This is a genomic window from Pseudobacillus sp. 179-B 2D1 NHS, assembly GCF_045370945.1.
Classification (GTDB): Bacteria; Bacillota; Bacilli; order Bacillales; family Domibacillaceae; genus Pseudobacillus.
The window spans coordinates 20,736-34,140 of sequence record NZ_JBIQDP010000038.1 but is presented as its reverse complement, the minus strand read 5'-3'; the positions used below and the strand labels follow the sequence as shown (position 1 = coordinate 34,140).

Genomic DNA, 13,405 nt, shown 5'->3' with positions numbered 1-13,405 from the left:
TCGAGTCATACAAAGAAAAATTTGATGAAGGTAAAGAGAGAAAACGCCTTAAAGAGTATCGCACTCGTGAGTCAAGATTATATCGAGCGAATACACGATATAAAGAAAAGTGGCATGAAATGAACGAATCTGAAAGGAAACAGGCTCTACAACATCTGGACGAGTTAAAGAATCACATGATGGAAATACCTTATAAGGACCCAATGGATGATAACTATAAACGAATTCAATACGTGCGATATGCCGATGATTTTATCATCGGAGTAATTGGAAGCAAAAAAGACTGTCAGCAAATAAAGCAGGACATCAGCGAGTTTCTGGACAAAGAACTCGGAATAGAGCTATCACAGGAAAAGACGCTTATTACGCACTCAAGTAAAAGAGCGAGATTTCTTGGATACGATATTAAAATCAGTCATGACAATAAGACAGCCAAATATACAGCTAGCGGACACAAACAAAGAACACGCACAATGAGCTGTGAACTTCTATTACCGCACGAAGTATGGCGTAACAAATTAATCGAATACAATGCGTTAAAAATAGATGAGAAAACAAAACAATGGAAATCCATGCATCGGGCGCATTTACTTCAAAATGACGACCTTGAAATTCTAAACGTCTATAACGCGGAAATTAGAGGATTATATAATTACTATAAATTGGCGAATAACGTTTACAAACTAGACAGCTTTAAATTTATTATGGAGTACAGCATGTATAAAACGTTTGCCAATAAATACAAATCAAGCGTAAAGAAAATCCTTAGAAAATACAGTATAAATGGTCATTTTGCAATTAGATATGAAACTGCCTCCGGCAGTAAAATTGCATACTTTTATAAAGATGGATTCAAAAAACAGTTACTCCCGTCAAAAGACTTCGAAATTGATATTATTTCCAAAACAAGAAACATCATTTACAACCGGACAGGACTAATTAAACGCCTTCTGGCAGGAAAATGTGAATGGTGTCACGCTACAGACGTAGACTTGGAAATACATCACATAAAGAAATTGAAAGACCTCGAAGGGAAAAAATTATGGGAAAAGCGTATGATTGAACGAAACCGTAAAACAATGGCACTGTGTAAGAAATGCCATGTGGATTTACACAACGGTAAACTGGATTGATAAGTGGAGAGCCGTATACATCGAGAGGTGTACGTACGGTTCGGGGAGGAGTATTTGGAAACCTAGCATAGAAATATGCCAAGGCGCCGGGTGCTTACTCTACTTCATGCCATGCACCTTTGTCGGATGGAGTCATCCTACGTGCAGCGATCTTGGAAAAGGAAATATTTCAAGCAAAGACAAAGTGAACCCGGCCATTATAAAAAAATATGGGGGATACGGAGTGGATGCGAATGGAGATGGAAAAGCGGATCCTTTTGATCTTGAAGACGCTGTTTTTAGTGCAGCTGCCTATTTAAAAGCCCATGGGGCAGCTGATGGACAGTTGAAAAAAGCTATTTATTCCTATAATCACAGCGAGCAATATGTAGATGATGTACTACACTATTTTTATGCATACACATCTAAAGAATAGAATCGAAGAAAAGGTGTTTGTTATGAGTAAGATTAAATTAATTTTATTGACAGCTATTTTTTTAATGGTTAGTGGCTGTGCAATAGAAGAACAACAGGGAAGCACAGAAAATCAGCAGTCTGACAATGCAGGAAAAGTGCAAGAAACAGATAAGTCCGCGGCCTTTAACAGCAACGATGAGACCGACAGTGATAAGGGCTTGGCAGGTACTGTCGTTTATGTAGTTGATGGTGATACTTTCGATGTTCAATTAGCAAATGGAAAGAAAGAGCGGGTTCGAATGACATTGGTCGACACGCCAGAAACAAAGCACCCGCGGCTTGGCGTTCAGCCTTTTGGCCCGGAGGCTTCTGCTTATACTAAGACGCTATTGACCGATAAGAAAGTATCGTTGGAAATGGATGTACAAGAGCGTGACCGCTATGGCCGGGTGCTTGCTTACGTGTGGCTTAACGACAAGCTAGTGAATGAACAGCTGATTGCAAAAGGGCTGGCTCGTGTGGCGGTTTTTCCGCCGAATACAAAATATGTTGATCGCTTTGAACGAGTACAACAGAAAGCACGTGAACAGCGATTGGGCATTTGGTCAGTGGAGGATTACGTAACGGATCGCGGATATAACACAGAATCAGTAAAACAAGAAAAGAGGACTGCTCCAGCGGACGATTGCAAAATTAAAGGCAATATCTCAAGCTCGGGTGAAAAAATCTACCACATTCCTGGAAATCAATCCTATGACATAACAAAGCCGGAGCAAATGTTTTGCACAAAAGCAGAAGCGGAAGCAGCTGGGTTTCGAGCAGCTAAAAGATAACGGGTGACTTATTTATCTAAGAGGTTGATCCCTGCACCTTTTTCTCCACAGCGCATAAGATGTTATGACAAAATAACATGCGGAAGGAGTTTAACATGAAAAACAAGCACCATAAGCCGGATCATAAAATGGCAGGGGAAGAGCGCGAGGAACGCATGGAACGTGAAGAACATATGCGGCGCGTTCATGAGTTTTGGTGGGGAAGACGGCCTTCTGGAAAAGAGGAAAGCAGGGAAGAAAACAAAGAAGAAAATAGAAGTGAAAACCGAAGAGATAAGAAATAAGTATTTAGCAAAACGGCCTTTTACAGGTCGTTTTTTTGTTTGCTTGATAAAAGTGTCGGTTAGGAATGCAAACTGACTCCTGTAAGGTGACTAGTAGCAGCTAACCATCTAAAACGGCTACTTTCCATGAAAGAATACAATAACACTTATCACATAATCAAAATAATGATCAGGCAAAACTGTGATACGTTTAATTTAACTAATACGGAGGTGGTCAGGTTGGAAGCACAAAGAATGCAATCCTATGCACAGGAGAGACCGAAAAAACAAAGCAAGCCCCATAGAGTGGCAAAAGGAGTGGCGTTAACTTTTCTTATTGCAGTGATTGCGGGCTTCATTGCCAAACTTCCTTTTTTTCAAATCATGGGGATTATGATTTTGTCTATTTTAATCGGCATGATTTGGAAAAATACTGCTCACGTCAAGGCTGACTATCAGGAAGGCATTCAATTCAGCAGCAAGGTATTGCTGCGCGCGGGAATTATTTTATTGGGCTTTCGACTGAACTTGCTGGATATTGCCGCAGCTGGTTATGCTGTGTTAGCAACAGATGTGCTTGTCATCGCTTTTACAATGACATTTATCCTGCTTTTAGGAAAGGTATTCAAATTAGACAAACACCTATCAATGTTGATTGCGGCAGGCACAGCGATTTGTGGGGCTGCTGCTATTATTGCGGTAGCACCCATCATTAAGAATAAACAAGAGCACACAGCCATCGCTGTTTCATGTATCGCTATTTTGGGAACGATCGGTGCACTTCTTTATATCTTTTTATTCCCCCATTTACCAATCAGTAAGTATGAGTATGGTGTATTGACAGGAGCGACACTGCATGAGCTGGCCCATGTTGTCGCTGCAGCTGTACCAGGAGGGGCAGAAAGCAGCCAGGCAGCTATCGTAGTGAAGCTTGGAAGAGTGCTTTTATTAATACCGGTCGCTTTAATCATCAGCTTGATCATCAATAGAAAGGAATTGACGGAGAAAGGATTGAAAAGTCTGCCGATCCCATGGTTTATTTTTGGTTTTTTATTCGCCAGCTTTATTAACACTCTTGATTTCATACCGGAGAGTGTTGTCACCTATTTGCTTTTGTTAAGCACATACTTGCTTGCAATGGGGATGGCGGGGCTTGGATTAAATGTTAATTACAAAGACTTTGCGAGAGAAGGGATGAAGCCAGTAGGAGTTGCTATTGTTGGTTTTGCTGGTCTGTTGGCGCTTTCTCCTCTGGTTTTATTCATCTTCCGCATGATTTGAGTGAAAAGTTCCTTCTGCTTCATTTATAATGAAAGAGGAAACAGAGGGGAGAAGACAAATGAACTTAGAATATTTACGGTTATTTTACGCGGTAGCAAACAATAAAAACTTTTCACAGACGGCGAAAGAGCTGCATATCTCCCAGTCATCTGTCAGTCTACAAATTAAACATTTAGAAGATATGCTTCAAACGAAGCTATTTGAACGTACAACCAAAAAGGTAGATTTAACACCGGCAGGTCAAATATTATATAAAAAAGCGGAGAAAATGCTTTTTTTAATGAACGAAATCCAAAATGAACTGCAAGAATTAAAGGGAGAGGTCGCCGGCAGTTTAAACATTGGAGCCAGCCTGACAATTGGCGAGCATGTGTTGCCGTTTTTAATTGCAAACTATAAAAAGCGCTACCCGCTCGTCGATGTTCATTTAAAAATGTGCAACTCGGAGCAAATTATTGAGAAATTGTATAAGCATGAATTAAACCTCGGATTTATTGAATCTATGCTATCCTATCCTAATTTGAAACAAATCCCATTTCAGGAAGACGAATTAATCCTGATTGCTTCTAGCTCTTCACAAATTATTATTAGCGATAGCATATTGAAAGAAGAGCTCACTTCCCTTCCATTCATTATTCGGGAGAAAGGTTCTGGCACCAGACAAGTTATTGAAGGCAGTTTAAGAAAAAATCAAGTGGACCCCAACGAGTTAAAGACGGTATTGGAGTTAGAACATACAGAGTCTATTAAAAGCGCTGTAGAAGCGGATATTGGTATCTCAATCATTTCAAAATCAGCCGTGAAAAAAGAGCTGCAGCTGGGGACATTAAAAGAAGTAAAGATTGATGGTGTAAAGTTAACAAGGCAATTCTACATGGTCTATTTTGAAGAGGCTCTACAGCTGACAAGCAAAAAATTAAAAGACCTTGTTTTCTCACAATCTAGTAAGATTCATTAAGAACAGGTGTCGATAGAATTCTATATTGAATTCTGTTGATACCTGTTTTTTAATAATGTGTTACAATTTTATAAAATCATCTCAAGATGAGAAGAAGGAAGAATCACCGCTTTTTGGCAAGGCTTAAAAAATGATGGAGAAAGGGGTATGTATGTGGAGAAGCTAAATCCTAAAGATCCGGTGCCGCTTCATATTCAGTTAAGGAACAAGATAGAAGGATTAATTCATGAAGGAAGGTACCAGAGCAAGATTCCGAGTGAGCGTCAGCTGATGGATGAATATGAAGTGAGCAGAAGTACGGTGAGAGAAGCGGTTGCCCACCTTGTTCGAGAAGGGCTTGTTGAAAAAGTCCATGGCAAAGGAACATTTATCTCTTCTAAAGCTATTCAAGATTGGCTCGGTTCATTAACAAGTACGACAGAAACGATACGGAAAATGGGGATGGAGCCGGGAGCTAAGCTCGTTACACATGGGGTAATTAATCCACCAGCCGATATCATCGAAGCCACAGGCTTTAAAATCGCTTATTTTATCAAGAGAGTTAGGTATGCTAACGACATTCCACTCGCTATTGAACTGCAATATTATCCTGTCGATATTGGTAGTAAATTAGCTGAATTCGATATTGATAAAGGGACTCTTTTTGATTTAATGGAAGAAAATCTTGGCATTCAGTTAGCGGAGGCAGAGCAATTGCTTACGAGCGGCTTTTTAAGCGCCGAAGATGCCGAATTGTTAGATGTGCCTGATTTGTTCAATGTGTTAAATACGGAGCGAAAGCTTTGGGATCACTCTGGCAGGCTGGTTGAATACTACGTGGCCTCTTTCCGCTCTGATATGTACTCATTTCGTATGAAGCTAAGTAAAAAGAACAATTGAAGAGGGGACGGCTAGATAAGGGGAAGAGCTGTTTCTTGATAGGTATTCTGTCGTTCCCTGTCTATTAAAAATGCAGATAAGCATAAATAGAATTTGCAATAAATAATATATTTAGAATTGATTGAATATTTTCAAAACGTATGATTTAATATAAATAACAACAGAGAGGTACACAAACTGGTACGGACGACCTGACGACATGATATGACAAAGAGAAGAGCAGAGGAGGAGAACGAAAGAAAGTAAAAGCTTTTTCTTGTAAATTCGCTGCGGCAGCAGCTGAGTTTAATAGATGATTAGCTAGTTATTAATACTTGTTAAAGGGGGCAAACAGGATGGCTCAATTGGAAGTGAAAGATAATCAAAAGCTGGTGAAACAAGATAACGACCACTTGTGGCACGCGATGAGCCGCCATGTAGAAGGCGGACAGCCAATGATTGCTGAATCAGGCGATGGTGCATGGTTCACAGACCTTGAAGGAAAACGTTATCTGGACGGAGTTTCAGGGCTCTGGTGCTTAAATTTAGGGCACGGTCGCGAGGAAATTGTAGAAGCTGCTGCAGAACAAATGAGAAAGCTTTCCTATTTTCCGCTGACGTTAAGCCATCAGCCGGCGATTGAATTATCTGCGAAGATAAGCGAATTACTGGGAGATTCCTATAAAACCTTTTTCTCGAATAGCGGTTCTGAAGCAAATGAAACCGCCTTCAAGATTGCGAGACAATATCATCAACAAAACGGAAATCCAGGAAAATATAAATTTATCTCCAGGTACCGGGCCTATCATGGATCAACTCTCGGTGCATTAAGTGCAACGGCGCAAGCAAACAGACGAGTGAAGTACGATCCGGGCGTGCCGGGCTTCCTGCATGTTCCACCTCCGTACAGCTATCGTTGCCCGTTTGGTGAAGAAGTAACAAATTGTGATAAGGTAGCAGCGGATCAAATTGACCAGATGATTACGTGGGAGGGAGCCGAATCAGTCGCAGCAGTGATCATGGAACCATTTATTTCCGGAGGTGGCGTGATTGTCCCTTCGAGCGAGTATTTGCAGCGAGTAGCTGACATTTGCAAGAAGCATGATGTATTGCTCATTATCGATGAAGTGGTTTCCGGTTTTGGGCGTACAGGCAAGATGTTCGGCTTCATGCATTCAGCAGGTGTACAGCCTGACATCGTTACAATGGCGAAAGGACTGACAAGTGGATACTTGCCGCTTGGGGCAACAGCCGTTCATTCCCGCATTTATGAAAAGTTCAAGGAAAAAGGAACAGACAACCACCTTCGCCACGTTTCAACGTACGGAGGACACCCAGCAAGTTGCGCGGTTGCTCTGAAAAATATTGAGATTATTGAGCGAGAAGGCATTGTAGAAAGAGTAGCCCGGCTTGGAGAACTAATCTTAGGTAAATTAAATGAGCTAGCGAGCCATCCATATGTAGGGGAAGTAAGATCAAAAGGGTTCCTATACGGCTTAGAGCTCGTAAAAGATAAGGATACAAAGGAGCCGATTTCTGATGAAATCATCGGCAGCATCATTGCCAAGTGTAAAGCAAAAGGACTGATTATCGGACGAAACGGTGATACAGTTCCCGGATTCAACAATGTGCTCATTGTAGCACCACCGCTTTCTTCTACAGAGGAAGATCTTCACTTCCTTGTTAATACCATGTTTGAGGTTTTTAATGATACTAAATAATTTTAACGATAAAAGTGAATCAAAAAAGAGAGGATGAGGGGTAAATGGTTAAAGCAGAAAAAGAATTAGAGGTTATGCAAGGAAAAAAATTAAAGATGACACCGAGTGAGGCAATTGTTGAAACATTGCTTGCTGAAGGCATCGATCAAATGTATGGGATTTTAGGGTCGGCTTTCATGGATATGCTTGATTTGCTGCCAACAGCGGGGATCAAATTTATCCCAGTACGTCATGAACAAAGTGCGGCTCATATGGCAGATGCCTTTACACGGGTGACAGGAAAAGCGGGAGTCGTCATCGGACAAAATGGACCAGGGGTTACGAACATGGTTACTTCAGTAGCAGCTGCTAATATGGCGCATACACCAATGATCGTGATTGCTCCATCAGCTGGTACGAAAACAATCGGCTGGGATGGTTTCCAAGAGTGTGATGAAGCTTCTGTATTCGACAAAATTACAAAAGCAACAGTAAAAGTAACACATCCAAGCCGCGTGGCAGATTGTTTGCGCACAGCTTTCCGTCTTGCTTATGCAGAACGCGGCCCAGTTCTTTACCATATTCCGCGTGACTATTTCTACGGCGAAGTAGAAGACTATATTTTAAAACCATCCCAGTATCGTGTAGAGAAAAAAGGATTTGGCGATTCTGCAGCAGTCGATCGAGCAGTGGAACTATTAAAAACAGCTAAAAACCCTGTTATCATTTCCGGAAGAGGAGCTGTGGATGCGGATGCCGTTGACTTGGTAAAAGATTTGGCGGAAAAATTAAGTGCACCGGTAGCTGTTTCTTACATGCATAATGATGCCTTCCCAGCTGATCATCCGCAAGCGGTTGGACCGATTGGTTATATGGGATCAAAAGCAGCAATGCATTCTTTACAGGAAGCAGATGTGCTGTTAGCGATCGGTACAAGATTGTCTGTATTTGGAACTCTTCCATGCTATGATATTGATTATTTCCCTAAAAATGCGAAGATTATTCAAATTGATATCAACCATCGCAATATCGCAAGAACACATCCAGTCGAAGTAGGGATTCTTGGTGATGCTTATGATTCAACAGCAGAAATCTTAACGCGCTTGGAAAACAGCGGGGCTTCTTTCGAGCCAAACAAGGAGCGCCTGCAAAAAATTGCAGCAGAGAAAGAGAAGTGGGAGCAAGAGCTTGTTGATTTAGCCATGGTTCCAGGTAATCCAATGAATCCACGAAGAGCCTTGCTTGAAATTAACCGTGCGCTTCCAGATAATGCAGTCGTTGCTTCTGATATTGGCAATACATCGTCTACGTCCAATGCCTATTTAACATTCAATCAGCCGCGCAAGCATTTGGCTGCGTTAACGTTCGGTAACTGCGGATTCGCTTATCCGGCTGCTATGGGGGCTGTTCTTGCTGATCCATCTTCTCCAGCGTTTTGTATTGTTGGTGATGGCGCTTGGGGCATGAGTCTTCATGAAGTGAGCACAGCCGTAGAACAGAACCTACCTGTTATCGCTTGTGTATTTAATAATGGGGCTTGGTGCGCTGAGAAGAAAAACCAAGTGGATTTCTATAACAATCGGTTTGTCGGGGCAGACATCGAAGGCCCGAACTTTGCTGAAGTGGCGAAGAGCATGGGGGCAGAAGGCATCCGTGTGGATAATCCAGAAGATTTACAAAAAGCAATTCAAACAGCGCTAGCTTCCAAGAAGCCAACAGTTATTGATATTCTTGTAGACGGTACACAGTTGGCACCGCCATTCAGAAAAGATGCATTGCAAATGCCGACTCGTCTCCTTGAAAAGTATGCACATCTTGATCATAAAAACTGGTAAAAAACAAAAGGGGCTTTTCCGAAAAAAGCCCCTTTTTTTAAAAAAATGTTTTCTCTAGTTTAAAAAAGGTTATTTAAACTATTACCGTTGCTTGCTTGCTGCCTTTCAAAAGACAGATTCACCTAGTAAAAGGGGAAATAAACAATATGTTAAGCTGGGTTTTAGTCAAATACTTACTAAACCCATTTGTAAACGCTTACTAATAAGCATTCACGGAAAAATATTGAAAGTTGGTGGATAACTTGGAGCATCAACAAGAAGAATTAAAAGCGGGCCTTAAACAAAGACATTTAACCATGATATCTCTAAGTGGAGTTATTGGTGCCGGATTATTTGTGGGGAGCGGCATTATCATTGGTAAAACTGGACCAGGGGCGATTGTATCTTATGCACTGGCAGGTCTCATCGTCGTTCTAGTCATGAGAATGCTAGGAGAAATGGCTACAGTGAACCCGAGCACAGGATCGTTTGCTGTGTATGCAAGAGAAGGGATTGGAGAGTGGGCAGGTTATGCGACAGGTTGGTTATACTGGTTCTTCTGGGTGATTGTTATTGCCTTAGAGGCAGTCGCTGGCGCAGCGATTATCCACGAGTGGCTTCCTTCTGTGCCGGTGTGGCTAATAAGTCTTGCTTTAATTGTTTTATTGAAACTTACTAATATTTTCTCTGTGAAATCATTTGGTGAATTTGAATATTGGTTTTCCATCATTAAGATAGTAAGCATTATTTTATTTTTAGGTTTAGGAGCAGCAGTTATTCTTGGGTTTGTGCCAAATATTAAACCGCCGGGCACATCTAATCTGTTAAATATAGGCGGTTTCATACCTAATGGAATTGAGTCGGTCATTGTTGGTATTGCCATTGTTTTTCATGCTTTCGTAGGTGTGGAAATCCCAGCTATTGCAGCGGGTGAAACGTCTGATCCAGTGAAATCTGTGAGAAAAGCATTAAATAGTGTAGTATGGCGTATCCTGATTTTCTATATTGGTTCCATTGCTGTATTGGTGACCATCTTGCCTTGGAGTTCAGCGACATTACTAAAAAGCCCTTTTGTTTCTGTTCTTGAAATGATGGGAATTCCTTATGCCGCTCTTATTATGAACATAGTGGTTTTGACAGCTTTGCTTTCCTGCTTAAATTCTGGGCTGTACACGAGCTCCCGTATGCTATATTCGCTCGCTCAAAAAGGGGATGCTCCAAAATTATTTGCAAAGATAAGTAAAAATGGAGTGCCTGTTTTTGCTGTTGTAGGAAGCACGTTATTTGCTTTCATCAGCACGATATTTAGTTATACCTCCCCAGATAAAATATTTTTCTTTTTGGTAAATTCTTCCGGAGGCGTCGGAATTCTTGTCTACCTAGTCATTGCCATTTCTCATTTGCGTCTGAGAAAAAGGGCAGAAAAAGAAAACCCTGGAGTTCTAAAAGTGAAAATGTGGCTTTTCCCATATTTAACCTACGCGACCATCTTTGCAATGATTTTTGTGCTCATTTTAATGGCAATTGTTGATTCGCAACGGCCGCAGTTTATTTTTACATCTCTATTTAGCATCATAGTTATTTCTTCTTTCTTTGTAGTAAGAAGAAGAAGGGAGAAGAACAGAGAAGAAGAAATAACTATGATATCGCCCATTCCCAATCCGGAAAAAGTAAAAGATATCTAGGACAAGCCTGTTCTACCGAAGCGAAATTTAAACAATAAAAACCTGGATCGTTTGTCGATCCAGGTTTTTATTGTTTATTTCTAGAAGGAAGATCTAAGCAAGCACCAATTCCTTATTATCAGAGGCGGGCACACCATTGACGATTTGTTCTACTTCCCAGCCTTCTAATGTTTCTTTCTTTAGTAAAGCGTCTACTAATTGATGGAATTGTTCTTCGCGTTCTGCAATCAATTGTTCTGAAATAGAGAGAGCTTTGTCAAATAACTGTTGCATTTTTGATTCCCGTTCCATTTTAACAAAGGTTAATGTAAAGCCATCTTGCAGCACACCCATATCTACCATTTGTTCAATGATTTGTTTGGCCTGCTGAACGTCACCACTGACTCCGATGCTATGTTCACCAAGAAATTTTCGTTCTGCTGTGCCGCCTGACAGAATCATGGCGACTTGATCAAGCAGCTCACTGGCGGTGGATAGATGCAATTCTTTTGGGATAGGAGCGACATAACCGAGCGCCTGTCCTCTTGGAATAATAGTGGCTTTTCTTACCGACCCCGGTTTGGTAGCTGCAGCAACTAAAGCATGGCCTGCTTCATGAATCGCTACCCGGCGCTTTGTTTCAGGGTCTTGCAGCGTACGTGAAGTGCTTCCAAGAATTGTACGATCTAACGCATAGTCAAGATCGCTCTTTTCAATGATGCTGCGGTTGTTACGAATCGCACTTCGGCTAGCCGTCTCAAATAGTGAACTTAACTCCGCACCTGAAAACCCAGACGTACTTTCTGCTAAATCACCGAGTGAGGAGAGCACATTTTCAGCGAGTTTTTTTCCTTTAATGTGAATGTCGATAATTTCTCGTCTGCCTTTTGTGTCTGGCAATGGAACGAGGAAAGAGAAATCAATCCGTCCGGGACGAAGGAAGGCTTCATCAAGCATGTCTTTTCTGTTGGTAGCAGCTATAAAAAGGATATCATCATTGGAGTGGCCGCCATCGAGTTGAACAAGAAGTTCGGTTAGCGTCTTTTCAGATTCCTCTCCGCCATGAGCCTTGCGGCGGCCGGCTAGAGCATCCACTTCATCGATGAAAATCACGGCTGGTTTTTGTTTTCTTGCTTGTTCGAATAAACTGCGGACACGAGAAGCTCCAACCCCGACAAATAACTCGGTAAAAGCCGATCCGCTTGCTGAAAAGAAGTTGGCATTCAGTTCTTTTGCAATCGCTTGAGCGAGCAATGTTTTACCAGTCCCAGGAGGCCCGTATAACAAGATGCCTCTTGGAGCTTTGACGCCAATTTCAGCGGAACGCTCGGGATTTTTTAGGATAGACAAGGTTTGCTTAATCTCCGCTTTCATTTCTGCTGATAGTCCACCTACATCATTTAACGTGATGGAAGGAAGGGGGATCGCTTTCGATAAACTGTTTTTCATCGCTTTTGTTGAAGAAGTGGTACCGCTTCTTCCCTTTTTATAAAGAACAGCAGCAGCAGCGACGATTACTAATAGCACACCCCCGATTATTAAATTGTCATAGGGCCCTTTATTTGAGTAAGAATAACGAATATTATAGGTTTCAACCAATCGGTCTACCGAAGTGCTTCCGGGAGAAGTATAGGAGACGTATTGGTGATCTTTAGTAGTGAGATAAAGAGCGCCGTCAGGCTTTTCTTGTAAAGAAACAGGAGCTCCTTTTTGTTCCTGTATAATCTTTTCCATTGACGAGAAGGAAATAGTGACTGCCTTATCAACGTCTTTCAATGACCAGGAAATCGCTGCTACAGCGATGGCGATTAAGGCGAACAGCGGAAAAAGCTTTTTCATTAAACTGGACTTAGCTTCCACTCAATTCAACTCCCTAAATAATATATATATCTATTATAAGTATTTAAACTTATATATAAATAGGTAAAAAGTAATGTATATTTTGTCAAATTAAAGAAATATGACCATAATGCTCGCTTGGTAAATGGCTAGAAGTGGGTAAAAAGATTTAAAAGCATCTATAGATGATTTATAAAGAATTGTATAAATAGTAGCAATCATATGTCTATATTTTTGCTTGGAATTTATCAAAAAGCTACACCAGTATATGGTGCCTCATTCTCTCTTGTAGAGAGAACAGGTAAGAATGTGTATGTTTTAATAAATAATGTTTATCGTTTAGATGAACCCGGAAAGCAAGATGGAAGCTTTGCTATTGCAGGGCACCGCCCCGCTGTGTTTGGCAAGTTTTTTTAACAGACTAGGGGAACTGAAGAGCGGCAGCTTAGTCAAACTGGAGACAGAAGATCGACAAATGATGTTTAAAGTATTTGATAAGAAAATTGTTGCACCTGAAGAGGTAAACGTACTGCAGGCGCAAAGGGGAAAGTTGCTGCTGTCACTGGTAACTTGTCATCTGCAACATTCATCAAAGTATCGTCTGGTCATACAAGCAAAACGGATTCAATGAGAGGCTGTCTCAAAAATTGCGTATCGCAATTTTTG

General features: G+C 41.2%; 11 protein-coding genes and 1 pseudogene. 11 read left to right on the top strand and 1 reads right to left on the bottom strand.

All coding sequences use genetic code 11. From position 1 onward, the window contains the following. The 10 genes and pseudogenes from ACH0BF_RS23330 to ACH0BF_RS23285 all read left to right on the top strand — a co-directional run. A partial coding sequence (locus tag ACH0BF_RS23330) for an HNH endonuclease (protein ID WP_406910390.1) occupies positions 1–1,133 on the top strand: 1,133 nt, incomplete at its 5' end. Positions 1,134–1,233: 100 nt separating this feature from the next. Further along, a pseudogene (locus ACH0BF_RS23325) lies at positions 1,234–1,548 on the top strand (lytic transglycosylase domain-containing protein); the annotation flags it as partial. A 22-nt stretch (positions 1,549–1,570) separates the two neighbouring features. Beyond that, the gene (locus tag ACH0BF_RS23320) at positions 1,571–2,362 is read left to right on the top strand and encodes a thermonuclease family protein (RefSeq protein WP_340854547.1); all 792 of its coding nucleotides are present in this window, start codon (positions 1,571–1,573) and stop codon (positions 2,360–2,362) included. A gap of 95 nt (positions 2,363–2,457) precedes the next feature. Next, the gene (locus ACH0BF_RS23315) at positions 2,458–2,646 is read left to right on the top strand and encodes a hypothetical protein (protein WP_120037488.1); all 189 of its coding nucleotides are present in this window, start codon (positions 2,458–2,460) and stop codon (positions 2,644–2,646) included. A 210-nt stretch (positions 2,647–2,856) separates the two neighbouring features. Next, entirely contained in the window at positions 2,857–3,906 is a 1,050-nt protein-coding gene (locus ACH0BF_RS23310; protein WP_406910391.1) for a YeiH family protein, read from the top strand. A 58-nt stretch (positions 3,907–3,964) separates the two neighbouring features. Further along, entirely contained in the window at positions 3,965–4,864 is a 900-nt protein-coding gene (locus ACH0BF_RS23305) for a selenium metabolism-associated LysR family transcriptional regulator (RefSeq protein ID WP_120037490.1), read from the top strand. A gap of 153 nt (positions 4,865–5,017) precedes the next feature. After that, positions 5,018–5,743, top strand: a complete 726-nt coding sequence (locus tag ACH0BF_RS23300; protein WP_120038201.1) for a GntR family transcriptional regulator — start codon at positions 5,018–5,020, stop codon at positions 5,741–5,743. Positions 5,744–6,078: 335 nt separating this feature from the next. Continuing rightward, positions 6,079–7,443 (top strand): aspartate aminotransferase family protein, encoded by a 1,365-nt coding sequence (locus ACH0BF_RS23295; RefSeq protein WP_340854542.1) that lies wholly within the window; start codon positions 6,079–6,081, stop codon positions 7,441–7,443. Positions 7,444–7,487: 44 nt separating this feature from the next. Then, positions 7,488–9,257, top strand: coding sequence for a sulfoacetaldehyde acetyltransferase (xsc, locus tag ACH0BF_RS23290; protein ID WP_340854540.1), 1,770 nt, complete (start codon positions 7,488–7,490; stop codon positions 9,255–9,257). Between the two features lie 242 nt (positions 9,258–9,499). Beyond that, entirely contained in the window at positions 9,500–10,921 is a 1,422-nt protein-coding gene (locus tag ACH0BF_RS23285) for an amino acid permease (protein WP_406910389.1), read from the top strand. Between the two features lie 93 nt (positions 10,922–11,014). Here ACH0BF_RS23285 and ACH0BF_RS23280 read toward each other — a convergent pair whose 3' ends face one another. After that, positions 11,015–12,760 carry an AAA family ATPase gene (locus ACH0BF_RS23280; protein ID WP_406910388.1) on the bottom strand — a complete coding sequence of 582 codons (1,746 nt, stop codon included), beginning with the start codon at positions 12,758–12,760 and terminating at the stop codon, positions 11,015–11,017. A 340-nt stretch (positions 12,761–13,100) separates the two neighbouring features. On the opposite strand from ACH0BF_RS23280, the gene ACH0BF_RS23275 reads away from it, so the two are divergent. Continuing rightward, on the top strand, positions 13,101–13,370 hold the full coding sequence (locus ACH0BF_RS23275) for a sortase (protein WP_340854538.1): 270 nt from the start codon (positions 13,101–13,103) through the stop codon (positions 13,368–13,370). Positions 13,371–13,405 lie beyond the last annotated feature (35 nt).